A 21,731-nucleotide genomic window follows, 5' to 3' on the forward strand; every position below is an offset into this window, starting at 1 on the left:
ATATACCCCCTGACAGACCCTCAGATGCCGTCGTGCGGCTGAAAGCTGGGCCGCCCCGGCTGCGTCAGCAGGCTGGCCAGCCAGATCGCGGCGAAGCCCGCCGGCACGCCGAACACGCCGGCCGAGATCGGCTCGATGCCCAACCACAGCTCCCCGCGCCCGGCCAGCCCGAAGGCGGCCCGCACGCCCGGCGCATGGGCCAGCATGTACCAGACGGCCACGCCCAGGCCCGCGAGCATGCCGGCGACGGCGCCCTGGCGCGTGGCGCGGCGCCAGAAGATGCCGGCCACCATGGCCGGCACCAGCGCCGAGGCCGCCAGCGAGAACGAGGCCGACACCAGCGGCAGGATGTCCGACGGCTTGAGCGCCGCGACGAAGGCCGCGAGCATGGCGACGGCCAGCAGCGCGAACTTCGACAGGATCACCCGCTGCTCGGGGCTGGCCCGGCGGCCCGACTCCTGGAAGTAGATGTCGCGCACGATGGCGTTGCTGATGGTCAGCAGCAGCCCGTCGGCCGTCGACAGCGCCGCGGCCAGGCCGCCGGCGGCCACGAGCCCCGAGACGACGTAAGGCAGCCCGCCCAGCTCCGGCGTGGCCAGCATGATGATGTCGGCGCCCAGCCGCAGCTCGCCGAACTGGAGGATGCCGTCGCCGTTGACGTCGGCCACCGACAGCAGCGAGGCATCGACCTTGGCCCACTGCGCCATCCAGGTGGGCAGCGCGTCGAAGCGGCTGCCCACGAGGTGGTTCATCACCTCGTACTTCACCAGCACCGCGAGCGCCGGCGCGCTCAGGTAGAGCAGCGCGATGAAGAACAGCGACCAGGCCACCGACGAGCGCGCCTCGCCCACCGAGGGCGAGGTGTAGTAGCGCGTGAGCAGGTGCGGCAGGCCGGCGGTGCCGACCATGAGGCAGAACATCAGCGCGAGAAAGTTGGCGCGCGCGTCGTGGAAGGCGCGCTGCTCCTCGGGCGAGCCGTGCGGGTCGCCCGCATAGGCCTTGCTCTGCCGCGGCAGGCCGCCCAGCGGCTGGGCGCGGGCGCGGTTCTCGGCCATGGCGCGGCTCCAGAGGGCGCGGGCCGCACCGGCGTCGCGCGGCAGGTTGGTCAGCTCGCGGTTGGCCGCGACGATGAGGGTGACGTCGGCATTGGCGAGGCGCAGCTGGCGCAGCTTCTCCTGCGCGAGCTGGCGGTCGCGCGCCAGCGCGGCATCGACGTCCTTGAGCCGCTCCTCGAAGGCGCGGGCGCGGCGGGCGTATTCGGCGATCACGGCCTGCTCGGCCGGGTCGGCGATCAGCCTCTCCTCCAGCTCGGCGATCTTGCCGAGCTGCTCGCCGTAGACCACGATGGCCACCGGGTTGCCGAGCTGCTTGTAGGCCAGCCACGACACCGGGATCAGGAAGGCCAACAGCAGCATGATGTACTGCGCCACCTGGGTCCAGGTGATGGCCTTCATGCCGCCGAGGAAGGAGCACAGCAGCACGCCGCCCAGCCCGAGCATGATGCCGATCTCGAACTGCACGCCGGTCAGCCGCGAGGCGATCAGCCCCACGCCGTAGATCTGCGCGACCACGTAGGTGAACGAGCAGGCCACCGCCGACAGCGCCGCGATCACCCGCGGCCAGCGCTCGCCGAAGCGCACGTGGAAGAAGTCCGGCACGGTGTAGAGCTCCATCGCCCGCAGGTGCGGCGCGATCAGCAGCGCGACGAGGCAGAAGCCGCCCGTCCAGCCGAGCAGGTAGGCCAGCCCCCCGGGCTGCCCCGGCGTGCCCGAGAAGCCCTGGAGGTAGAGCGCTCCGGCCATGCTGATGAACGAGGCCGCGCTCATCCAGTCGGCCGCAGCGGCCATGCCGTTGTACATCGGCGGGATGCGCCGGCCGGCGACGTAGTACTCCTCCGGGTCGGTGGTGCGGCCCCAGATGCCGATGCCGGCATAGATCATCACCGTGACGAACAGGAAGATCGGCCCGATCCAGTGCCGCGCGAGGCCCTGCTGCTCGGCCCAGGCCATCGCCAGCAGGAAAGCGACCACGCCCGCCGTGTAGAGCGCGGCGATGCGGTGCAGCCGCCGCTGGTAGGCGCGCGCGGCGCCCTGCTCCTCAGCCATTGCGGCTCGATTCGGCCGAAGCGGCAGCAGCGTCATCCTGCCGCGCGAAGCGGTTCATCGCCCAGGCATAGAGCACGACGATGCCGATGAAGACCAGCACGCAGCCCTGCGCCGCCAGCCAGTAGTTGACCGGCCAGCCGGCGACCATGAACTCGAGGTCGCGCGCGAAGAAGCAGACGCCGAACGAGAAGACGACCCACACCGCCAGTAGCACCGCCTTGAGCTGGAGATGGCGGCTGTCGTGGGTGTCGGGGATGAAGGGGACCGGGCCGGACATGGTGGGCCGATCATCGCACCGCGGCGCTGAACGCGTGCTCGGTAGTTTCCACGCGCGCAGCGCCCGACGAACGAAGGCCGCGCCCTTCGCAGGGCACGGCCTTCGTGGGTCAGCGCGCAGGCTTATTCAGCAAGCTTCTTCCACGTATCGATCACGCTGTCGGGGTTCAGAGAGATCGACGAGATGCCCTGCCGGGCCAGCCACTGGGCGAAGTCCGGATGGTCGCTCGGGCCCTGCCCGCAGATGCCGACGTACTTGCCCTGCTTCTTGGCCGCCTCGATCGCGCGCTTGAGCAGCGCCTGCACGGCCGGGTCGCGCTCGTCGAAGTCGGCGGCGAGCAGTTCCAGCCCCGAGTCGCGGTCCAGGCCCAGCGTGAGCTGGGTCAGGTCGTTGGAGCCGATCGAGAAGCCGTCGAAGTACTGGAGGAACTCGTCGGCCAGCACCGCGTTGCTCGGCACCTCGCACATCATGATGACCTTGAGGTCGTTGTCGCCGCGCTTGAGGCCGTGCTCGGCCAGCAGACGGGTGACGCGGTCGGCCTGGCCCAGCGTGCGCACGAAGGGCACCATGACCTGCACGTTGGTCAGGCCCTGGTCATTGCGCACGCGGCGCAGCGCTTCGCATTCCAGCGCGAAAGCCTCGCCGAAGTCCTCGCTGATGTAGCGCGCAGCACCGCGGAAGCCCAGCATCGGGTTCTCTTCCTCCGGCTCGTAGCGGCTGCCGCCGATGAGCTTGCGATATTCGTTGGACTTGAAGTCCGACAGGCGCACGATCACCGGCTTGGGCCAGAACGAGGCGGCGATGGTCGCCACGCCCTCGGCGATCTTGTCGACGTAGAACGCCTTGGGCGACGCATGGCCGCGCGCCACCGACTCGACCGCCTTCTTCAGGTCCACGTCGACGTTCGGATAGTCGAGGATGGCCTTCGGATGCACGCCGATGTTGTTGTTGATGATGAACTCCAGCCGCGCCAGGCCCACGCCCTCGTTGGGCAGCTGGGCGAAGTCGAGGGCGAGCTGCGGGTTGCCCACGTTCATCATGATCTTGGTGGAGATCTCGGGCATCTCGCCGCGCAGCACCTCGGTCACCTCGGTTTCCAGCAGGCCGTCGTAGATGCGGCCGGTGTCGCCCTCGGCACAGCTCACGGTCACGAGCGTGCCGTCCTTGAGCAGGTCGGTCGCGTCGCCGGTGCCGACCACGGCCGGGATGCCCAGTTCTCGCGCGATGATGGCCGCATGGCAGGTGCGGCCGCCGCGGTTGGTGACGATGGCGCTGGCGCGCTTCATCACCGGCTCCCAGTTCGGGTCGGTCATGTCGGTCACGAGCACATCGCCGGGCTGGACCTTGTCCATCTCGCGGATGTCGTGCACCAGGCGCACCGGGCCGGTGCCGATCTTCTGGCCGATCGCGCGGCCCTCGGCCAGCACCGCGCTGGTTCCCTTGAGCTTGAAGCGCTGCTCGGCCTTGCCCTGCTGCTGGCTCTTCACCGTCTCGGGGCGCGCCTGGAGAATGTAGAGCTGGCCGTCGGTGCCGTCCTTGCCCCATTCGATGTCCATCGGGCGGCCGTAGTGCTTCTCGATGACCAGCGCGTACCGGGCGAGCTGCTCAACCTCGGCGTCGGTCAGCGAATAGCGGTTGCGCTGCTCGGCCGGCACATCGGTGGTCTTCACGAGCTTGGCCGTAGCGGCCTTCTCCTCGGGCGAGGCGAACACCATCTGGATCAGCTTGCTGCCGAGGTTGCGGCGGATCACCGCGCGCTTGCCGGCCGCGAGCGTGGGCTTGTGCACGTAGAACTCGTCGGGGTTGACGGCGCCCTGCACCACCGTCTCGCCGAGGCCGTAGCTCGACGTGATGAAGACGACCTGGTCGAAGCCGGATTCGGTGTCGATGGTGAACATCACGCCGGCGGCGCCGAGGTCGGAGCGCACCATGCGCTGTACGCCGGCCGACAGCGCCACCACGTCGTGGGCGAAGCCCTTGTGCACGCGGTAGCTGATCGCGCGGTCGTTGTAGAGCGAGGCAAACACTTCCTTCATCTTGTGCAGCACATCGTCGATGCCGACCACGTTGAGGAAGGTTTCCTGCTGGCCGGCGAAGGATGCGTCGGGCAGGTCTTCCGCCGTGGCCGAGGAGCGCACGGCGAAGCTCGCCTGCGGGTTGCCCGCGGACAGCTTGGCGAAGGATTCGGTGATGGCCTTCTGTAGGTCGTCCGGGAACGGCTGGGCCTCGATCCAGCCGCGGATCTCGGCGCCGGCGGCGGCCAGGGCGCGCACGTCTTCGGTGTCGAGCGTGGCCAGGCGCTGGCTGATGCGCTCGGTCAGGCCGTCGTGCGCCAGGAACTGGCGGAAGGCATGGGCCGTGGTCGCGAAGCCGGTGGGCACGCGCACGCCCTCGGGCAGCTGGGAGATCATTTCGCCGAGGCTGGCGTTCTTGCCGCCGACCGCCTCGACGTCGCTCATTCTCAGGTTTTCGAACGGAACGACCAGGGCGGTCGCGTCGAACAGTGCAGACATGGGAAAGCTCCAGAAGTTGAAACCGCATCGGCTCCCCGGCCGGCGAAGGCGGGCGGGCGAGCGTGCTCCATGCGCAGCGCGGCGCTTTGGTCTTGTGCTTGGGGGCGGACGAGGCGCATGGAGGAAAGAGGGCGAGGGAAATTGGATTTCCGCCGGAAGGCTGGCCGCGATTGTAGAGGGAGCGGCCGGCGCGGCCCTGTCGGACAGCCGGCCGTGCGATGCCTGCGCGGCGCGCGGCCTACAGTACGTTGCGCACCCATGCCCCCGCTGCGCGGGCCAGGCGTTCGTCGTTCGTCCACAAGACGGCGCCATGGTGCTGTGCGCAGGCCAGGTGCAGCGCATCCGGCATCTTGAGCCCGAAGCGCGCGCGCAGCTGGGCGGCTGCAAGGAAAACGGGCTCGGGCATGTCCAACGTCAGGAACCGCTCGAACCAGGCCGCGTAGCGGCTCTGCAATGCAACGTCGGCCCGCCGGCTCGGATCGATCAGGCATTCGCTCTTGACCAGCGGTGAAATGCCCAGCCGCACGTCGCCGGCCCGGGCCGCGGCCTCCAGGGCGGCGGCCGCCGCGGGTGCCCAGACGGGATGCTCCTCGGCCAGATAGATGACCAGACAGGTGTCGAGGTAGATCAGTCCCATGCGTCGCGCCCGGCCTGGACGGCGGCATCGATCTCTGCCGCGCGCCGCCGTCCGGCCTCAGGCAGCGGATGCCCCGCCAGCCATCCGAGCACGCCTTCCACCCTGCCCGGCTCCGCCGCAGCCGGCTGAGACGCCACAGGGACCAGGCGCACCAGCGCCCTGCCCCGGTTGGCGATCACGACGTCCTCGCCCGCCTGTGCCGCCTTGATGACTTGCGACAGCCGGTTGCGGGCGTCCAGCACATTGATCTGCATCGCAGCTCCTTGAAAATGGCTAGCTTCTTGGCAATTCTAGCCATATGGCTGCGAACGCCCGGGACTGCAGGCCGGTGGTAAGGTCCGCCTTTCGCCCCACCCGTGCAATACACCGCGCCCGCTCCATGCACACCCGCACCGTCTTCCTGCTCTCCGACGGCACCGGCATCACCGCCGAGACCTTCGCCAACGCCATCCTCGCCCAGTTCGACATCACCGCGCGCCGGGTGCGCCTGCCCTTCATCGACACGGTGGACAAGGCGCACCAGACGGTGCGGCAGATCAACCACACGGCCGAGACCGAGGGCAAAAAGCCGATCGTGTTCAGCACGCTGGCCAATGCCGAGGTGTTCCAGGTGGTCGAGCAGGGCTGCAAGGGCATGCTGATGGACATGTTCGGCACCTTCGTGCAGCCGCTGGAGGTCGAACTCGGCGCCAAGTCGCTGCACCGCGTGGGCCGCTTCAGCGATGTCTCCAAGAGCAAGGAATACAACGACCGCATCGAGGCGATCAACTTCAGCCTGGCGCACGACGACGGCCAGAGCAACCGCGACCTGGCCGGCGCCGACGTGATCCTCGTGGGCGTCTCGCGCAGCGGCAAGACGCCGACTTCGCTCTACCTCGCCATGCAGCACGGCCTGAAGGCGGCCAACTATCCGCTGATCCCCGAGGATTTCGACCGCCGCCAGCTGCCGCCGGCGCTGGTGCCGTTCCGCAAGAAAATCTTCGGGCTGACGATCGACCCGCAGCGCCTCGCCGAGATTCGCAACGAGCGCCGGCCCGGTTCGAAATACGCCAGCATCGAGAACTGCCGCCACGAGGTGGCCGAGGCCGAGGCCATGATGCGCCGCGCGGGCATCCGCTGGCTGTCGACGACGACCAAGTCGATCGAGGAGATCGCGACCAACATCCTCCAGGAGATCCGGCCCGACCGGCTCGGGTATTGAGAGCATCCCCCGAGCAGCTTCGCTGCTTCCCCCTTCTCTGGCTTGCGCTGCGCTGGCCGGAAAGGGGGCGACGCCGAACGAGGCTGCGCGTATGGATACTCTCGGATCAACCACCCCCAAAGCGACCATTTTCCGCCTGCTCCAAGCCCATACTCCCCATGGACTATGTCAAGACTTTTTCCCTGTTCGCTGCCACCGCCTTCTGCGAGATCCTCGGCTGCTACCTCCCTTGGCTGTGGCTGCGGCAGGGCCGGACGGCCTGGCTGGTCGTGCCGGCCGCGGCGAGCCTGGCGCTGTTCGCCTGGCTGCTGACGCTGCACCCGCAGGCCGCGGGGCGCGTGTATGCGGCCTACGGGGGGGTTTACATCGGCGTGGCGCTGGCCTGGCTCTGGGCTGTGGACGGCATCCGCCCGACGGGCTGGGATGTGCTGGGCGCGGGTGTGGCGCTCGCCGGCATGGGCATCATCCTGTTCGCGCCGCGGCCGGCGTGACCGCGGGCGCCGATCCGCGTTAGCGGCTACAATCCGCCGTCCGCGATATGCTTGCCGTCGCGGCCGCCCACGTCTGACCCGCCCGCCCCGCCGCCCCTTGGCCGCCGCGCAGCCCTTTCGTCCGCACCGCTGCCAGGCCGTGTAGCGACAGTCAAACGCTCTTCTGCGGCAAGCAGTGCAGCCGCCACCCTCTTTCCCGGCTTGCACATCCGCCGAGCGGCGCCTCCCCTGGCGGTGCCGCCCTCCTCTGTTCCCGCCGCCTGCCGCGCCCATGCGCCGCCTGCGGGCGGTCCGTTTCCTGGAATCCATGCACAACACCGCCATCGCCATCGGGCGATTCGCCGTCACGCCGCTCACGCGGCTCACGGCAGCCGGCGACTACATCGCCTCCGTCTCCATTCGCAACGGCATGCACGACCGCGTGTTCCGCTTTATCCCGCGCTTCGACAGCGACGCGAGCGCCCGCCGCTACGCCGCCTTGGAAGGCCGCCGGATGGTCCTCGACAACCAGCTGAACTGAAAAGGCTCCATGGCAAAGGAAGAACTCATCGAAATGCAGGGCAAGATCGACGAAGTCCTGCCCGACGCACGCTTTCGCGTGACGCTCGAGAACGGACACCAGTTGATCGCCTACTCCGGCGGCAAGATGCGCAAGCACCGCATCCGCGTGCTGGCCGGCGACCGCGTGTCGCTGGAGATGTCGCCCTACGACCTGACCAAGGGCCGCCTCACGTTCCGCCATATCGAGAATCGTGCATCCGGCCGCCCGGCCATCCCGCCCCGCCGGCGCTGAACGAACGGCGACCGGCACCTCTTTCCCTCCCCCGCCCCCACCCGCCCATTGCGGCGCGGGCATTCACCGGACATATTCCATGAGCAACAGCAAACTCTACGTAGGCAACCTCTCCTACGCTGTCGAAAGCAACACCCTGCAGGAACGCTTCGGCGAATTCGGCCAGGTGACATCGGCCAAGGTCATGACCGACCGCGACAGCGGCCGCTCCAAGGGCTTCGGCTTCGTCGAGATGGATTCGGCCGACGCGGCCCAGGCGGCCATCCGCGGCCTGCACGGCACGCAGCTCGACGGCCGCGCACTGACGGTCAACATCGCCCGCCCGCCCGAGCCGCGCGAAGGCGGCTTCCGTTCCCACCGCTATTGATCCGCTGCCATCTCCGGCTCGCCGGAAGATGGAGTGAATGGATGAACGAACGCCGGCCTCGCAACGAGGCCGGTCGTGCGTCAGGGCCTCAGGCGGCCTTGACCGCGGGCCGCGCCGCACCGAAACGCGCGGTGATCGACGCTTCGATCCCCTTGGCGTCCAGCCCCTGCAGCGCCAGCAGCCTGGCCGGGTCGCCGTGCTCGATGAACACGTCGGGCAGGCCCAGCTGCAGCAGCGGACGCTCCACGCCGGCGGCGGCCAGCGCCTCGGCCACGGCGCTGCCGGCGCCGCCGAGGATGGCGCCCTCTTCCACCGTCACGAGGGCGTCGTGCGTGGCGGCGACCTGGAGCAGCAGCCCGGTGTCGACCGGCTTGGCCCAGCGCATGTTGACCACGGTGGCGTCGAGCGCCTTGCCGGCGGCGATGGCCGGATAAAGCAGCGTGCCGAAGGCCAGGATCGCGATGCGCCGTCCCTGGCGGCGGATCTCTGCCTTGCCGAACGGCAGCGCGTCCAGGCCCGGCAGCGGCTCCACGCCCACTCCGGCGCCGCGCGGATAGCGCACTGCAACCGGATGGTCCTGCGCGAACGCGGTGGACAGCAGCTGCCGGCACTCACGCTCGTCGGCCGGGCAGGCCAGGCTCATGTTGGGGATGCAGCGCACGAACGGAATGTCGTAGGCGCCCGCATGGGTCGCTCCGTCGGCGCCCACCAGGCCCGCGCGGTCGAGCGCGAAGACGACCGGCAAGTTCTGCAGGGCGACGTCGTGGATCAGCTGGTCATACGCCCGCTGGAGGAAGGTCGAGTAGATCGCGACCACGGGCTTGAGGCCTTCGCAGGCGAGGCCGGCGGCAAAGGTGACCGCATGCTGCTCGGCGATGCCCACGTCGTGGTAGCGCGCCGGGAAGCGCTGCTCGAACTCGACGAGCCCCGAGCCCTCGCGCATGGCCGGCGTGATGCCGACCAGGCGCTCGTCCTTCTCGGCCGTGTCGCAGAGCCACTGGCCGAAGACCTGGGTGAAGGTCTGGCGCGCCGGCGCTGCGGGCTTGACCAGCCCCACGCGCGGGTCGAACTTTCCAGGGCCGTGGTAGGCCACCGGGTCGGCCTCGGCCAGCTTGTAGCCCTGGCCCTTCTTCGTGACCACGTGCAGGAACTGCGGGCCCTGGAGCGCGCGCAGGTTCTCCAGCGTGGGGATCAGCGATTCGAGGTCGTGGCCGTCGATCGGTCCGACGTAGTTGAAGCCGAACTGCTCGAACAGCGTGGCCGGCACGACCATGCCCTTGGCATGCTGCTCGAAGCGCTTGGCCAGCTCGAAGAGCGGCGGCGCGACCTTGAGCACGCTTTTTCCCACGTTCTTGGCGGCCGCGTAGAAGCGGCCGCTTATGAGCTGGGCCAGGTAGCGGTTGAGCGCGCCCACCGGCGGGCTGATGCTCATGTCGTTGTCGTTGAGGATGACCAGCAGCTTGCAGTCGTGCTGCACGCCGGCGTTGTTGAGCGCCTCGAAGGCCATGCCGGCGGTCATCGCGCCGTCGCCGATCACGGCCACCGCATGGCGATCCTCGCCTTTCTGCCGCGCGGCCACGGCCATGCCGAGCGCGGCGGAGATGCTGGTGGACGAATGCGCGGTGCCGAAAGTGTCGTATTCGCTCTCGGCCCGCTGCGGAAAGCCCGAGAGGCCGCCGAGCTGGCGCAGCGTGGGCATGCGCTCGCGCCGGCCGGTCAGGATCTTGTGCGGATAGGTCTGGTGGCCCACGTCCCACACCAGGCGGTCGCGCGGCGTGTCGAAAACGTAGTGCAGCGCGACGGTCAGCTCGACCGTGCCGAGATTGGAACTCAGGTGGCCGCCGGTGCGCGAGACGCTGTCGAGCACGAAGGCGCGCAGCTCCGACGCCAGGGCCGGCAGTTGTTCGCGCGGCAGGCGGCGCAGGTCGGCCGGGTCGGCGATCGTTTCGAGCAGGGGGTAGTTCGTGGTCATGCGGCTTTTTCGCCTCTTCTCTCAACTGGCGCGATGGACGACGGCGTCGGCCAGCGCGGCCAGCGCGCGGGTGTCTTCGAGGCCGCTGTCGTCGAGCGCTGCCAGCGCCTGCTGGCGCAGCTCCCATGCATGTTCGCGCGACTGCTCCAGGCCCAGCAACGAAACGTACGTGGGCTTGTCGGCCGCGGCGTCCTTGCCGGCCGTCTTGCCGAGGGTGGCCGAATCGGCCGTCACGTCGAGGATGTCGTCCACCACCTGGAAGGCCAGGCCGATGGCCGCGCCGTAGCGGCCCAGTGCGTCGAGGGCGCGGGAGGGAGCGTCGCCGCAGGCCGCGCCCATGAGCACGCTGGCCTGCAGCAGCGCGCCGGTCTTGAGGCGGTGCATATGGCGCAGTTCGTCTTCGGAGAGGGCCCGGCCGACGCTGGCCAGGTCGATGGCCTGGCCGCCGGCCATGCCCGCATGGCCGGCCGCGTGGGCCAGCAGGCGGCAGAGCGCGGCCTGCACGCGCGCCGGCACGGTCGGGCCGCCGGGCGTGAGCAGTTCGAAGGCCAGCGCCTGCAGCGCATCGCCGGCCAGCAGCGCGCCGGCCTCGCCGAACTGCACGTGCACCGTGGGCTTGCCGCGGCGCAGCACGTCGTTGTCCATGCACGGCATGTCGTCATGCACCAGGGAATAGGCGTGGATCAGCTCCACCGCGCAAGCCGCGCGCAGGGCGGCCTCGTCCAGGCCGGGCGACGGCACCTCGTCGGCGATGGCCGCGCGCGCAGCCAGCACCAGCAGGGGCCGCAGGCGCTTGCCGCCGTCGAGCACCGCATAGCGCATGGCCTCGCCCAGGCCTGCCGGGGCCAAGCCGTCGCCGGCCACCCAGTGCGACAGCGCCTGCTCGACGCGGCCGCGCTGCAGACAACTCCACGCCTCCAGCGAGAAAGGCGCCGCGGCCGCCGTCTGCTCCAGCCGCCTCATGCCTGCGTCCATGCCTTGAGAACCCCCGCGTCGAGCACCTTGATCTGGTTCTCGACGGCATCCAGCCGCTCGCGGCAGAAGGCCAGCAGCGTGGCGCCGCGCTGGTAGCCGGCCAGCAGCTGCTCCAGCGGCAGCTGGCCCGACTCGATGCGGGCGACGAGCTGTTCGAGTTCCTCGAGCGCCGCCTCGTAGCTCGCGGGAGCGGCAGGGTCGGCGGAAGCGGCGGGCACCTTGGGCATGGAAGAAGACGCGGACATCGTGAGGAAACCGGCCATTTTAGTTCGCGGCCGGCGCACCGCCCCGCGGACGCGGCCGGCGCCGGGCAATACACGCATATATGCTCCGGGTTTAGCCATGGCGAATAACCCCACGGGGTACAATCCCATTCCCTCCTCAGCCGGCCTCCGTCGCCGGCTGTTTTTTTCACCGCGCGCACTGCCGCGTGCATCTCCCGCAAGTCCCCCTGTGGGGAGTCTTTAGGTCAGGTCACCCATGTCTGATTTAAGTCTTCGACTGCAGCAGGCCGCAAGCCAACTACCAGTTTCAAGCTACTTCGACCAGGCGCTGTTCCAGCGCGAACTGGAGACCATCTTCCAGCGCGGGCCCCGCTGCGTGGGGCACCAGCTCTGCGTGCCCCACCCGGGGGACTACCACGCGCTGCCGCAGGAGGCCGAAGGCCGCGCGCTGGTGCGCAATGCGCAGGACCGCGTGGAGCTGATCTCCAATGTCTGCCGCCACCGGCAGGCGGTGATGCTCAAGGGCCGCGGCTCGCTCAACGCGCAGGGCAAGGGCCATGCGGGCGGCAACATCGTCTGCCCGCTGCACCGCTGGACCTACAGCCCGGCCGGCGAACTGCTGGGCGCGCCGCACTTCGCGCACGACCCGTGCCTGAACCTGTCGAACTACGGCCTGCGCGAGTGGAACGGGCTGCTGTTCGAGGACAACGGCCGCGACATCGCCGCCGACCTCGCCCGCGTCGGCCCGGCGGCCGACCTGTCGTTCGACGGCTATGCCCTCGACCGGGTCGAGATGCACGAATGCAACTACAACTGGAAGACCTTCATCGAGGTCTACCTCGAGGACTACCACGTCGGGCCCTTCCACCCGGGCCTGGGCAACTTCGTGACCTGCGACGACCTGCGCTGGGAGTTCGGCGCCGAATACTCGGTGCAGACCGTCGGCGTGGCCAATGCGCTGGCGCAGTCGGGCAGCCCGGTCTACAAGCGCTGGCAGGAGGCCCTGCTGGCCTACCGCGGCGGCGAGCAGCCGCGCTACGGCGCGATCTGGCTCACCTACTATCCGCACATCATGGTGGAGTGGTATCCACACGTGCTGACCGTCTCGACGCTGCATCCGGTCAGCCCGTCGAAGACGCTCAACATGGTGGAGTTCTACTACCCCGAGGAGATCGTCGCGTTCGAGCGCGAGTTCGTCGAGGCCCAGCAGGCCGCCTACATGGAGACCTGCATCGAGGACGACGAGATCGGCGAGCGCATGGATGCCGGCCGCCGTGCGCTGCTGGCGCGCGGCGTGGACGAGCGCGGCCCCTACCAGAGCCCCATGGAAGACGGCATGCAGCACTTCCACGAATGGTATCGGCGCAGCATGCGCGGCGCGCTGCGTGACTGACACGGCGGCCCGGGGCCGCGGGGGCTGAGGCGGCATGCAGGCCCTCTGGATGGTCCTGGGCGCGTTCTTCTTCTCCACCATGAGTGTGGCGGTGAAGTACGCATCGGCCTGGTTCGGCGCGGCCGAACTGGTGTTCTACCGCGGCGTGGTCAGCATACTCCTGCTGTGGCTGTTGGCGCGCGCCCAGGGAATCAGCGTTGCAACGCGATACCCTGGCATGCATGCTTGGCGCAGCTTGGTCGGCGTGACCTCGCTGGGCGCCTGGTTCTATGCGATCGGCCACCTGCCGCTGGCCACCGCGGTCACGCTCAACTACATGAGCAGCGTCTGGATCGCCGCCTTCTTCGTCGGCGGCGCGCTGCTGGCCTGGCGGCCCGCGTCGGCGGGCGCCCGGCCGCCGCTGCAGGCGCCGCTGGTCGCCACCGTGCTGGCCGGCTTCGCCGGCGTCGTGCTGATGCTGCGGCCCACGCTGGCGCCGAACCAGATGTACCCGGCGCTGATCGGCCTGCTGTCGGGCCTGTTCGCCGCCTTCGCCTACATGCAGGTCGTCGCGCTGTCGCGCATCGGCGAGCCGGAGACCCGCACCGTCTTCTACTTCGCCGTCGGCTCGGCCGTGGCCGGCGGCGCCGCAGCCTCGGTCGAAGGCTTTTCGCCCTGGGACTGGCACGGCGCCGTCTGGCTCGTTCCGGTCGGGCTGTTCGCATCGCTCGGGCAGTTGTGCATGACGCGCGCCTATGCCACGGCCAGGACGCAGCGCGGCACGCTGGTGGTGGCCAACCTGCAGTACTCGGGCATCGTCTTCGCGGCCGCCTACGGCGCGCTGCTGTTCGGCGACACGCTGCCGCTGGCGGGCTGGCTCGGCATGGGGCTGGTCATCGGCAGCGGCGTCGCCGCGACCATCCTGCGCGGCCGGGCCGCGGCCGACGCGCCGGCCGAGGAACATTGATAACAAAGCGGGGACCCCGGCGTGGTTACAGCGATTTACAATATCGGGGCCCCACGACATATCGGCGACGGCGAGGCATGCGCAGCAGAATGGCCCCTCCCCGCGGACCGAGTCTCGGTCGGGAAGTCCCTTCTCTAGCGCAACCCAACCGTGTCTTCACCGGCGGCTCCCGCAACCATCGACCTGCGCCACCTGCGGCTGGATACGGCGCGCGCCCTGCTCTCGCAGGCCGACTTCGGACGCAGCTTCGCCGCGGAAGACACGCCTTCCGTCGCCTACCTGCAAGACGTGATCGACGGCCTGTGCGAGCTGTCGCTGCGCGACCCGCTCACCGGCCTGGCCAACCGCCGGCACTTCGAGACGGTGCTGGAGCGCGAGCTCGACCGCGTGGCCCGCTCGGGCGAGGCGGCGCTGCTGCTGATGCTCGACATCGACCACTTCAAGAAGATCAACGACGCCTACGGCCACCCGGCCGGCGATTCGGTGCTGCAGGCCGTGGCCCAGGCCATTGCCGGCTGCGTGCGCCCGATGGACACCGTCGCCCGCTACGGCGGCGAGGAGTTCGCCGTGGTGCTGCCGGCCTGCCATGCCGCCTTCGGCACCGCGGTGGCCGAACGCATCCGCCTGGCGGTGGCGGCCACGCCGATCCGCATCACGCCGACCGAGGTCATCCAGGTGGAGATCAGCGTGGGCGGCGCCTTCGCGCTGCAGTGGATCCGCTCGACCACGACGCTGTGGACCGAGCGGGCCGATCTGCAGCTCTACCGGGCCAAGGCCGACGGGCGCAACCGGGTATGCTTGGAGCCGCAGCCCGACAGCACCGTCACGGCCGAAGAAAAGAACCTGCTGTTTCTGACGGTCCCGCCCGAAGGCGAGGACGGCGGCGGCATCGCCGCAGCACAGCCGCCGCGCAGCGACCTGCCGCCCGCGCCCCGCAACGCGAACGACAGCGCCACCTGAACCCACCCAACCGATGAGCGACGCGCTGACTTCCAACCCCACCCCGGGCGCCAACGCCCCGGCGCCGGCGGGCGCCCGCATCATTGCCGTGACCAGCGGCAAGGGCGGCGTGGGCAAGACCTTCGTCTCGGCCAACCTCGCGGCCGCCCTCACCCGCCGCGGCCTGCGGGTGCTGGTGCTCGACGCCGACCTCGGTTTGGCCAACCTCGACGTGGTGCTCAACCTGCACCCCAAGATCACGCTGCACGACGTGTTCACCGGCAAGGCAAAGCTGGAGGACGCCATCCTCAAGGCGCCCGGCGGCTTCTCGGTGCTGCTGGCCGGCTCCGGCATGGTCGAGTATTCGCGCCTCACGCCCGAGGTGCGCAACGAGCTGATGCGCGTGATCCAGACCCTCACGCCGCACTACGACGTGCTGCTGCTCGACACCGGCGCCGGGATCTCCGACGTGGTGCTGTTCTCGGTCTCGCTCGCCTCCGAGGTGCTGGTCGTGGCCACGCCCGAGCCCACCTCGCTGACCGACGCCTACGCCGCCATCAAGGTGCTGGCGATGCAGCAGAAGCGCCAGCACGTGCGGCTGGTCGTCAACCAGGCCGCGCGGCCCGGCGACGGCCGCGCGATCACCAGCCAGCTGCAGCAGGTGCTCGACCGCTTCGTCTCGACCGAATCGGGCCGGCCGGTGCGGCTGATCCACCTGGGCGACATCCCGGCCGACCCGGCCGTGCGCGACGCCGTCATGCGCCGCCAGCTGCTGCTGTCCAGCACACCGGGCTGCCCGGCCGCGATGGCCCTGTCGCAGCTGGCCGGCAAGCTCCAGGACGCGGTCCTGTCGCCGCCGAAGCGCTAATCATACCCCCGGGGGTACCACCCCACAGCGCGCGTAATTCACCCGCTGCAGGCCTATACTACCCCTATGCAATAAGCAACCGAGAAGCGCCGGCGCGCGTGCTGCGGCCGCTCGATCTCGTCGGCCAGCGCGATCGCGTAGTCCTCCGTCGAGATGCGGCTGCGCCCGTCGGCGCCGGTCAGCAGCTGGTCGCCGCCGATGCGGAAGACGCCGGTGCGTTCGCCCGGCGCGAATTCGGCGGCCGGCGAGAGGAAGGTCCAGTCCAGGTTCTTCTCCTGCCGCAGCGCTTGGAGGAACGCGCGGCCGGCGCCGGCTTCGGGCTTGTAGGCGTCGGGGAACTCCGGCGTGTCGATCAGCGCGCGGCCCGGCGCTACCTCCAGGCTGCCGGCGCCGCCCACCACGAGGACGCGCGGCACGCCGGCCGCGCGCGCGGCGGCCAGCAGCGTCGGTGCGTCGATGCCGCCCACGAAGCGCGTGGCGCTCACCACCGCGTCGTGGCCGCGCAGCAGCGGCACGATGGCCTCGGCGCGCGTGGCGTCGGCCTCGTGCAGGGTCAGGCCCGGCCGCGCGGCGGCCCGGGCCGTGGAGCGGGCGATGCCGGTCACCGTGTGGCCGCGGCGCAGCAGCTCGTCGGCGACGCGCGAACCGACATGGCCGGTGATGCCCAGGATGGCGATATTGCTCATGGGAAAGTCCCTTTCAGGAAAGAAATGAACGGCATGGGGGCCGGCCGGCATCGTACGGCCCTGCTGCGCCGGCAGGCGGCGGCCGCGACAATCCCCCCATGACCACGGCCACCGAACGCTTCTGGCGCGACCCCGCCCTGCCCTTCGCCGAAGCGCGCACCGCCTGCGCCAGCCGGGCCTGCTACCGGTCCCATGCGCACGACACCGCGTCGGTCGGCGCGGTCGATGCCGGCCGCAGCGTCTTCCGCTGCCAGGGCCGCGCCACGCCGATCGCCCCCGGCAGCGTGGTGCGCGTGCCGCCCGGGGTGGTGCACGACTGCAATCCCGAGAAAGGCGCCTGGAGCTACCGCATGCTGCACCTCGACGTGCCGTGGGTCCACGGCGTGCTGGCCGAGATCGCGCCCGCCGCCGGCGCGGCCTCGCCGCTGCTGCACGAGCCGCTGGCCACGACCGCTGCCACCGCGTGGCAGGGCTTCGCCGCGCTTTGCCGGCAGCTGTTCTCCGATGCCCCCGCCGCCGCCAAGGAGGCGCACCTCGTCGCCTACGTCGGCCGCGAAGCGGATGGGCTGGCATCGCAGCGGCTGCCCCATCCGCGGCGCGTGCGGGCCGGCGTGGCGCGCGCCCACGCCCTGCTGCGACTGCACTGGGCCGAGCCGCTGCCGGTGGCCGAACTGGCCCGCGCCGCCCGCATGGGCCGCTATGCGTTCATCCGCGCATTCCACTGCGCCACCGGCCTGCCGCCCCACGCCTGGCAGCTCGATCTGCGCATCCAGCAGGCGCGCGTCCTGCTGCGGCAGGGCGCCGGCCTGGCCGATGTCGCGCTGGCGACCGGCTTCGCGGACCAGAGCCATTTCCAGCGCGCCTTCAAGGCCCGCGTGGCCATGACGCCCGGCCGCTACCGCGCGGCCGGCTGAACGCGAGCCCGGGGCAATTTCGTGCAATACGGCGGAGGCGCGCGCCGCGACACTGCGCGCCCATGTCGTCGCAGCCTCCGCTCCACCTGTTCCTCGTCGCCGCCGGCGCCCACTTCCTGGCCCTGCTGCTGCCCGGCCCGGACTTCCTGCTGATCCTGCGCACGGCGCTGGCCGGGGGACGGCGGCGCGGCGCCTGGCTGTGCCTGGGCATCGCCTGCGCCAACGCCTTCTACATCGGCCTGGCGATCGCCGGCTTCGCGGCGCTGCGCCCGGGCAGCGCGGCCTTCACGGCACTGCAGGCCGCCGCGGGCGGCTTTCTGCTCTGGCTGGGCCTGCGGCTGCTGCGCGATGCAGGGGCCGCAGCCACGGCCACGGCCGGGCCGGTGCCCGCCGCACCGCCAGAGGGACGGGCCCGCGCCTGGGCCACCGGCTTCATCGCCGCCATGCTCAACCCGAAGAACGGCCTGGCCTACGCCGGCCTGTTCGCGGCGCTCGCGCGCCAGCCTGCGGCATGGCAGCTGGCCTGCGGCGCCTGGATGGCCGCCGTGGTGTTCGCGTGGGATCTGCTGGTCTGCCGCGCCGTCAGCCACCGCCGCGTGGCCGGCGGCTGGGTGCGCCATGGCCCGCTGGTGGCGCGATGCGCCGGCACCGCCCTGGCACTGGCAGGACTGGCTGCGGGGTATACCGCCATGGTGGGCTATTTAAGCCCGCCCTGAAGGATTACTCCGCCCAGGTTACTACGCCCGACCAGGCCGTCGCCAGCACCACGATGCCGAACGCGATGCGGTACCAGGCGAACGGCACGAAGCTGTGCGTGCTGATGTAGCGCAGCAGCCAGCGCACGCAGAACCAGGCACTGACGAACGAGAACAGCAGCCCGACCGCGAACAGCGGCACATCGGCCGCCGACAGCAGCGCGCGCTGCTTGTAGAGGCTGTAGACGCCGGCGCCGACCAGCGTGGGCATGGCCAGGAAGAACGAGAAATCGGTCGCCGCCTGGCGCGACAGGCCCAGCAGCATGCCGCCGATGATGGTGGCGCCGCTGCGGCTGGTGCCCGGCACGAGCGCCAGGCACTGCGCCAGGCCGACCTTGAGCGCGTCGGCCGGCGTCATGGCGTCCACCGTCTGCACCCGCACCGCCGAGGGCGGGCGCTTTTCGGCCCAGAGGATCACGAAGGCGCCGAGGATGAAGGTGGTGGCCACGACCACCGGCGTGAACAGGTGCGCCTGGATCGCCTTGCCGAACAGCAGCCCGAGCACCACGGCCGGCAGGAAGCCGATCGCCACGTTGAGCGCGAAGCGCCGCGCCCGCGGCTGCGTGGGCAGCGCCGCCACGGTGTCGCGGATGCGCTGCCAGTACACGAGGATGACCGCGAAGATCGCACCCGTCTGGATCGCGATGTCGAAGACCTTGGCCCGGTCGTCATCGAAGCCGAGCAGCGCGCCGGCGAGGATCAGGTGGCCGGTGGACGAGATGGGCAGGAATTCGGTCAAACCCTCGACCACGCCCATGATCGCGGCCTTGAGCAGCAGGATGGCGTCCACTTATTTGCTCCAGAAGTCCTTGAGGCCGGTGATCCGGTTGAAGACCGGCCTGCCGCCCGCGACGTGGTCCTCGCGGTCGGCCACGAAGTAGCCGTGCCGCTCGAACTGCAGCCGGGTGTCGGGTGCCACGCCCGCCGCGGCCGGCTCGACGAAGCCGGTGACGATGCGCAGGCTGTCCGGGTTCAGCGCGGCCAGGAAGTCCTTGCCGCCCGCGTCGGGATGCGGGTCGCCGAACAGGCGGTCGTAGAGACGCACCTCGGCGGCCACGCCGTCGCTGGCGCCGACCCAGGTGATCACGCCCTTGACCTTGACCGCGTCGGCGCCCGGCGTGCCGCTCTTGGTGTCGGGCACGAGGCGGGCCTGCACCTCGACGAGCGTGCCATCGGCATCGCGCACGGCGCCGGTGCATTCGACCACGTGGCCGTACTTCAGGCGCACCTTGTTGCCGGGGTAGAGGCGGTGGAAGCCCTTGGGCGGGATGTCTTCGTAGTCGGTGCGCTCGATCCAGAGTTCGCGGCCGAACTGGAAGCTGCGGCTGCCGCGCTCCGGATGGTGCGGATGCACCGGCGCGCTGCAGGCGTCGAGGGCGCCGACGCCGTGCAGTTCCTCCCAGTTGGTGACGACGAGTCGCACCGGGTCCAGCACGACCATCGCGCGGGCGGCCTTCGGGTCGAGGTCGTCGCGCAGCGCGATCTCCAGGCTGGAGTAGTCGATCCAGCCGGCGGCCTTGCTCACGCCCGAGCGTTCGGCGAACAGCCGCAGCGATTCGGGCGTGTAGCCGCGGCGGCGCAGGCCGACGATGGTGGGCATGCGCGGGTCGTCCCAGCCGCTGACGCGGCCCTCGTCCACCAGCTGCTTCAACTTGCGCTTGCTGGTGATGACGTAGGTGAGGTTCAGCCGCGCGAATTCGTACTGGCGTGGCGGCGGCGTATTGATGAGGCCGCCCTCCTCCAGCCGGGCCAGCAGCCAGTCGTAGAACGGGCGCTGGTCCTCGAATTCGAGCGTGCAGATGCTGTGGGTGATGTTCTCCAGCGCGTCCTCGATCGGATGCGCGAAGGTGTACATCGGATAGATGCACCAGGCGTCGCCGGTGCGGTGGTGGGTGGCGCGGCGGATGCGGTAGATGGCCGGGTCGCGCAGGTTGATGTTGGGCGAGGCCATGTCGATCTTCGCGCGCAGTACGGCGGCGCCGTCGGGCAGGCGGCCGGCGCGCATGTCTTCGAGGCGGGCCAGGTTCTCGGCCACCGTGCGGCCGCGGAACGGGCTGTCGATGCCGGGCGTGGTGAAGTCGCCGCGGCGCTCGCGCATCTGCTCGGCCGTCTGCTCGTCGACATAGGCATGGCCGGTCTCGACCAGATGCAGCGCGGCGCGGTACACGAAGTCGAAATAGTTGCTGGCGTAGTAAAGATGTGACGTTGCGTTGGCGTCCCAGCCGTAGCCCAGCCACTGCACCGCGTCGAGGATGGAGTCGACGTACTCCTGCTCTTCCTTCTCGGGGTTGGTGTCGTCGAAGCGCAGGTGGCAGATGCCGGCATAGTCCTGCGCAAGGCGGAAGTTCAGCCAGATGCTCTTGGCATGGCCGATGTGCAGGTAGCCGTTGGGCTCGGGCGGAAAACGGGTGCGGATGCGCGCCGGATCGGCACCGCCGCCGGCCTGGTGGTCCCGATCCCCCGGGCTGCCGGCCCACCGCCGCGCGGCATAGGTGCCGCGGGCCAGGTCGCTGTCGATCACCTGCCGCAGGAAGTTGCTGGGCTTGGCGGCATCGGCGTCACCGGCAGCAGCCGGTGCGGGTCGGGAGGAAGCGGAGGAAGGGGAACTCATCCCGGAATTCTAGTGTCCACCACCGGTACGACAGGCCGTGCGGCAACAGGGCGGCCTTACGCACTGAAACACACTGCCCTCTGGCACGGTCCACCGTCGGGCCCCATGTCAGCGTTGTGTAGACAGACGGGTCCGGCCGCCGGCGGCAGCCGCTCCGTCACCACAGGAGATTGCTATGAACCGCAGAATTTCGTCCCGCATCGCTCTGGTCGGCGCCCTCGCGCTGGCGGCCGTGGCGGGCACGGCCCAGGCGCACGGTGTGGCGTGGTCCGTCGGCATCAGTTCGCCGGGCGTCACCATCGGGGTCGGCACCCCGTTCTATGGCGTCCCGGCCTATGTGGCGCCGGCTCCGGTCTACTACCCACCCGCCCCGGTCTATGTGGCCCCGCGTCCGGTGTACTATGCGCCGCGCCCGGTCTACTATGCGCCGCCGCCCCCGCCGGTGTACTACGGCCCGCCGATCTACCGTGGCGGCTGGCACGGCGGTCCGCCTCCCGGCCGCTGGCACCGCGGCCGCGACGGCGGCGGCTGGCGCCGCTGAGTCCCGGCTCATGCGCTGACGGACGGCCCCTCGCGGGCCGTTTTCATTGCATGCCGCGCCACATTCGGTACGGACGATGTTCAGGTGGTCGAACGCCCTGCACATAACTGCCAGCCGAAGGCCTACGGCAGGCCGATCAGCAGCAGCAGCGGCGCCTTGCGCCAGACACGCACGGCGATGGAAGGCGATCTCCGGCGGCAGTGGCGCGGCGCCAGCCCTTCCCGCGTGAGTCGCCCGGCAGCGCGCTTGCGCCGGGGCCCGTAGGCCAGCGCGAACATCGGCACCGTCGCGGCCACCGTCAGCCAGCCGAACTACAGCGCGGCTCCGAAAGACGGCCGCCACTGCACCGCGCACGCGGCAAAGGCGACCCCAGCACCAGCCAGCCCAGGCGCCCGCCGCGCTGCGCGTACGGGCGCTTGCGCCGATCATCGGCGTGGGCGCCATGTCGCCTCGACGAGGCCATAAAGGCCCTGCCGGCTGTCGTACACATAATTTGTGAATGACGGCGCGTCGCCCAGCACGA

General features: G+C 70.2%; 24 protein-coding genes. 12 read left to right on the forward strand and 12 right to left on the reverse strand.

What is annotated here, in order from left to right; all coding sequences use genetic code 11:
- Window positions 1–20: 20 nt before the first annotated feature.
- The 5 genes from GAK38_RS10665 to GAK38_RS10685 all read right to left on the reverse strand — a co-directional run bounded on the left by GAK38_RS10665 (window position 21) and on the right by GAK38_RS10685 (window position 5,786).
- A complete protein-coding gene (locus tag GAK38_RS10665; RefSeq protein WP_325343921.1) occupies window positions 21–2,105 on the reverse strand; it encodes a VC_2705 family sodium/solute symporter in 2,085 nt (694 codons plus the stop codon).
- On the reverse strand, window positions 2,098–2,382 hold the full coding sequence (locus GAK38_RS10670; protein ID WP_325343922.1) for a DUF4212 domain-containing protein: 285 nt from the start codon (window positions 2,380–2,382) through the stop codon (window positions 2,098–2,100). The genes GAK38_RS10665 and GAK38_RS10670 overlap by 8 nt, the downstream gene beginning before the upstream one ends.
- 122 nt (window positions 2,383–2,504) lie before the next feature.
- Window positions 2,505–4,895 (reverse strand): phosphoenolpyruvate synthase, encoded by a 2,391-nt coding sequence (ppsA, locus tag GAK38_RS10675; protein ID WP_325343924.1) that lies wholly within the window; start codon window positions 4,893–4,895, stop codon window positions 2,505–2,507.
- 238 nt (window positions 4,896–5,133) lie between these two features.
- On the reverse strand, window positions 5,134–5,532 hold the full coding sequence (locus GAK38_RS10680; protein WP_325343926.1) for a type II toxin-antitoxin system VapC family toxin: 399 nt from the start codon (window positions 5,530–5,532) through the stop codon (window positions 5,134–5,136).
- Window positions 5,523–5,786: a type II toxin-antitoxin system Phd/YefM family antitoxin gene (locus GAK38_RS10685; protein WP_325343928.1), complete on the reverse strand. Its 264-nt coding sequence runs from the start codon at window positions 5,784–5,786 to the stop codon at window positions 5,523–5,525. The genes GAK38_RS10680 and GAK38_RS10685 overlap by 10 nt, the downstream gene beginning before the upstream one ends.
- A gap of 125 nt (window positions 5,787–5,911) precedes the next feature.
- Between GAK38_RS10685 and ppsR the strand changes: the two genes are divergently transcribed.
- The 5 genes from ppsR (at window position 5,912) to GAK38_RS10710 (ending at window position 8,384) form a co-directional block, all read left to right on the forward strand.
- On the forward strand, window positions 5,912–6,733 hold the full coding sequence (gene ppsR, locus GAK38_RS10690; RefSeq protein ID WP_325343930.1) for a posphoenolpyruvate synthetase regulatory kinase/phosphorylase PpsR: 822 nt from the start codon (window positions 5,912–5,914) through the stop codon (window positions 6,731–6,733).
- 158 nt (window positions 6,734–6,891) lie between these two features.
- On the forward strand, window positions 6,892–7,224 hold the full coding sequence (locus GAK38_RS10695; RefSeq protein WP_325343932.1) for a YnfA family protein: 333 nt from the start codon (window positions 6,892–6,894) through the stop codon (window positions 7,222–7,224).
- A gap of 307 nt (window positions 7,225–7,531) precedes the next feature.
- Complete coding sequence (locus tag GAK38_RS10700) at window positions 7,532–7,744, forward strand: hypothetical protein (RefSeq protein ID WP_325343934.1); 213 nt, start codon at window positions 7,532–7,534, stop codon at window positions 7,742–7,744.
- Between the two features lie 9 nt (window positions 7,745–7,753).
- On the forward strand, window positions 7,754–8,017 hold the full coding sequence (gene infA, locus GAK38_RS10705) for a translation initiation factor IF-1 (protein WP_325343936.1): 264 nt from the start codon (window positions 7,754–7,756) through the stop codon (window positions 8,015–8,017).
- Window positions 8,018–8,096: 79 nt separating this feature from the next.
- Window positions 8,097–8,384 (forward strand): RNA recognition motif domain-containing protein, encoded by a 288-nt coding sequence (locus GAK38_RS10710; RefSeq protein ID WP_325343938.1) that lies wholly within the window; start codon window positions 8,097–8,099, stop codon window positions 8,382–8,384.
- Window positions 8,385–8,472: 88 nt separating this feature from the next.
- Here the strand turns inward: GAK38_RS10710 and dxs are convergent, their stop codons facing one another.
- Genes dxs through GAK38_RS10725 form a run of 3 tightly spaced genes read right to left on the reverse strand, consistent with a single transcriptional unit; the run spans window position 8,473 to window position 11,558 of the window.
- Entirely contained in the window at window positions 8,473–10,356 is a 1,884-nt protein-coding gene (dxs, locus tag GAK38_RS10715; protein ID WP_325343940.1) for a 1-deoxy-D-xylulose-5-phosphate synthase, read from the reverse strand.
- Window positions 10,357–10,377: 21 nt separating this feature from the next.
- Complete coding sequence (locus tag GAK38_RS10720; RefSeq protein WP_325343942.1) at window positions 10,378–11,331, reverse strand: polyprenyl synthetase family protein; 954 nt, start codon at window positions 11,329–11,331, stop codon at window positions 10,378–10,380.
- Window positions 11,316–11,558 (reverse strand): exodeoxyribonuclease VII small subunit, encoded by a 243-nt coding sequence (locus GAK38_RS10725; RefSeq protein WP_325343944.1) that lies wholly within the window; start codon window positions 11,556–11,558, stop codon window positions 11,316–11,318. Before GAK38_RS10725 ends, GAK38_RS10720 begins: the two co-directional genes overlap by 16 nt.
- A gap of 253 nt (window positions 11,559–11,811) precedes the next feature.
- On the opposite strand from GAK38_RS10725, the gene GAK38_RS10730 reads away from it, so the two are divergent.
- The 4 genes from GAK38_RS10730 to GAK38_RS10745 all read left to right on the forward strand — a co-directional run bounded on the left by GAK38_RS10730 (window position 11,812) and on the right by GAK38_RS10745 (window position 15,701).
- Complete coding sequence (locus GAK38_RS10730; protein WP_325343946.1) at window positions 11,812–12,948, forward strand: aromatic ring-hydroxylating oxygenase subunit alpha; 1,137 nt, start codon at window positions 11,812–11,814, stop codon at window positions 12,946–12,948.
- 34 nt (window positions 12,949–12,982) lie between these two features.
- Complete coding sequence (locus GAK38_RS10735) at window positions 12,983–13,894, forward strand: DMT family transporter (RefSeq protein WP_325343948.1); 912 nt, start codon at window positions 12,983–12,985, stop codon at window positions 13,892–13,894.
- Between the two features lie 150 nt (window positions 13,895–14,044).
- Window positions 14,045–14,854: a GGDEF domain-containing protein gene (locus GAK38_RS10740; protein ID WP_325343950.1), complete on the forward strand. Its 810-nt coding sequence runs from the start codon at window positions 14,045–14,047 to the stop codon at window positions 14,852–14,854.
- 13 nt (window positions 14,855–14,867) lie between these two features.
- On the forward strand, window positions 14,868–15,701 hold the full coding sequence (locus GAK38_RS10745; RefSeq protein WP_325343952.1) for a MinD/ParA family protein: 834 nt from the start codon (window positions 14,868–14,870) through the stop codon (window positions 15,699–15,701).
- A 53-nt stretch (window positions 15,702–15,754) separates the two neighbouring features.
- On the opposite strand, the gene GAK38_RS10750 is transcribed toward GAK38_RS10745, so the two are convergent.
- Window positions 15,755–16,387 carry an NAD(P)-dependent oxidoreductase gene (locus tag GAK38_RS10750; RefSeq protein WP_325343954.1) on the reverse strand — a complete coding sequence of 211 codons (633 nt, stop codon included), beginning with the start codon at window positions 16,385–16,387 and terminating at the stop codon, window positions 15,755–15,757.
- Between the two features lie 98 nt (window positions 16,388–16,485).
- Here GAK38_RS10750 and GAK38_RS10755 point away from each other — a divergent pair, with 98 nt between their 5' ends.
- Together GAK38_RS10755 and GAK38_RS10760 are read left to right on the forward strand one after the other, a co-directional pair.
- Window positions 16,486–17,301, forward strand: coding sequence for an AraC family transcriptional regulator (locus tag GAK38_RS10755; protein ID WP_325343956.1), 816 nt, complete (start codon window positions 16,486–16,488; stop codon window positions 17,299–17,301).
- A gap of 62 nt (window positions 17,302–17,363) precedes the next feature.
- Entirely contained in the window at window positions 17,364–18,017 is a 654-nt protein-coding gene (locus tag GAK38_RS10760) for a LysE family translocator (RefSeq protein ID WP_325343957.1), read from the forward strand.
- Window positions 18,018–18,021: 4 nt separating this feature from the next.
- Here the strand turns inward: GAK38_RS10760 and GAK38_RS10765 are convergent, their stop codons facing one another.
- Window positions 18,022–18,846, reverse strand: a complete 825-nt coding sequence (locus GAK38_RS10765) for an undecaprenyl-diphosphate phosphatase (RefSeq protein ID WP_325343959.1) — start codon at window positions 18,844–18,846, stop codon at window positions 18,022–18,024.
- Window positions 18,847–20,667 (reverse strand): glutamine--tRNA ligase/YqeY domain fusion protein, encoded by a 1,821-nt coding sequence (locus tag GAK38_RS10770; protein ID WP_325343961.1) that lies wholly within the window; start codon window positions 20,665–20,667, stop codon window positions 18,847–18,849.
- Between the two features lie 175 nt (window positions 20,668–20,842).
- Between GAK38_RS10770 and GAK38_RS10775 the strand changes: the two genes are divergently transcribed.
- The gene (locus tag GAK38_RS10775) at window positions 20,843–21,208 is read left to right on the forward strand and encodes a hypothetical protein (protein WP_325343963.1); all 366 of its coding nucleotides are present in this window, start codon (window positions 20,843–20,845) and stop codon (window positions 21,206–21,208) included.
- A gap of 122 nt (window positions 21,209–21,330) precedes the next feature.
- Here GAK38_RS10775 and GAK38_RS10780 read toward each other — a convergent pair whose 3' ends face one another.
- The gene (locus tag GAK38_RS10780) at window positions 21,331–21,504 is read right to left on the reverse strand and encodes a hypothetical protein (RefSeq protein ID WP_325343965.1); all 174 of its coding nucleotides are present in this window, start codon (window positions 21,502–21,504) and stop codon (window positions 21,331–21,333) included.
- Window positions 21,505–21,731: the final 227 nt, after the last annotated feature.

The organism is Xylophilus sp. (assembly GCA_009914555.1).
GTDB lineage: Bacteria > Pseudomonadota > Gammaproteobacteria > Burkholderiales > Burkholderiaceae_C > WNDY01.

Bases quoted from the DNA above. Each gene is read 5' to 3' on its own strand.
- GAK38_RS10665 (WP_325343921.1), bottom strand. From the start codon at position 2,105: ATGGCTGAGGAGCAGGGCGCCGCGCGCGCCTACCAGCGGCGGCTGCAC.
- GAK38_RS10670 (WP_325343922.1), bottom strand. From the start codon at position 2,382: ATGTCCGGCCCGGTCCCCTTCATCCCCGACACCCACGACAGCCGCCAT.
- ppsA (WP_325343924.1), bottom strand. From the start codon at position 4,895: ATGTCTGCACTGTTCGACGCGACCGCCCTGGTCGTTCCGTTCGAAAAC.
- GAK38_RS10680 (WP_325343926.1), bottom strand. From the start codon at position 5,532: ATGGGACTGATCTACCTCGACACCTGTCTGGTCATCTATCTGGCCGAG.
- GAK38_RS10685 (WP_325343928.1), bottom strand. From the start codon at position 5,786: ATGCAGATCAATGTGCTGGACGCCCGCAACCGGCTGTCGCAAGTCATC.
- ppsR (WP_325343930.1), top strand. From the start codon at position 5,912: ATGCACACCCGCACCGTCTTCCTGCTCTCCGACGGCACCGGCATCACC.
- GAK38_RS10695 (WP_325343932.1), top strand. From the start codon at position 6,892: ATGGACTATGTCAAGACTTTTTCCCTGTTCGCTGCCACCGCCTTCTGC.
- GAK38_RS10700 (WP_325343934.1), top strand. From the start codon at position 7,532: ATGCACAACACCGCCATCGCCATCGGGCGATTCGCCGTCACGCCGCTC.
- infA (WP_325343936.1), top strand. From the start codon at position 7,754: ATGGCAAAGGAAGAACTCATCGAAATGCAGGGCAAGATCGACGAAGTC.
- GAK38_RS10710 (WP_325343938.1), top strand. From the start codon at position 8,097: ATGAGCAACAGCAAACTCTACGTAGGCAACCTCTCCTACGCTGTCGAA.
- dxs (WP_325343940.1), bottom strand. From the start codon at position 10,356: ATGACCACGAACTACCCCCTGCTCGAAACGATCGCCGACCCGGCCGAC.
- GAK38_RS10720 (WP_325343942.1), bottom strand. From the start codon at position 11,331: ATGGACGCAGGCATGAGGCGGCTGGAGCAGACGGCGGCCGCGGCGCCT.
- GAK38_RS10725 (WP_325343944.1), bottom strand. From the start codon at position 11,558: ATGCCCAAGGTGCCCGCCGCTTCCGCCGACCCTGCCGCTCCCGCGAGC.
- GAK38_RS10730 (WP_325343946.1), top strand. From the start codon at position 11,812: ATGTCTGATTTAAGTCTTCGACTGCAGCAGGCCGCAAGCCAACTACCA.
- GAK38_RS10735 (WP_325343948.1), top strand. From the start codon at position 12,983: ATGCAGGCCCTCTGGATGGTCCTGGGCGCGTTCTTCTTCTCCACCATG.
- GAK38_RS10745 (WP_325343952.1), top strand. From the start codon at position 14,868: ATGAGCGACGCGCTGACTTCCAACCCCACCCCGGGCGCCAACGCCCCG.
- GAK38_RS10750 (WP_325343954.1), bottom strand. From the start codon at position 16,387: ATGAGCAATATCGCCATCCTGGGCATCACCGGCCATGTCGGTTCGCGC.
- GAK38_RS10755 (WP_325343956.1), top strand. From the start codon at position 16,486: ATGACCACGGCCACCGAACGCTTCTGGCGCGACCCCGCCCTGCCCTTC.
- GAK38_RS10760 (WP_325343957.1), top strand. From the start codon at position 17,364: ATGTCGTCGCAGCCTCCGCTCCACCTGTTCCTCGTCGCCGCCGGCGCC.
- GAK38_RS10770 (WP_325343961.1), bottom strand. From the start codon at position 20,667: ATGAGTTCCCCTTCCTCCGCTTCCTCCCGACCCGCACCGGCTGCTGCC.
- GAK38_RS10775 (WP_325343963.1), top strand. From the start codon at position 20,843: ATGAACCGCAGAATTTCGTCCCGCATCGCTCTGGTCGGCGCCCTCGCG.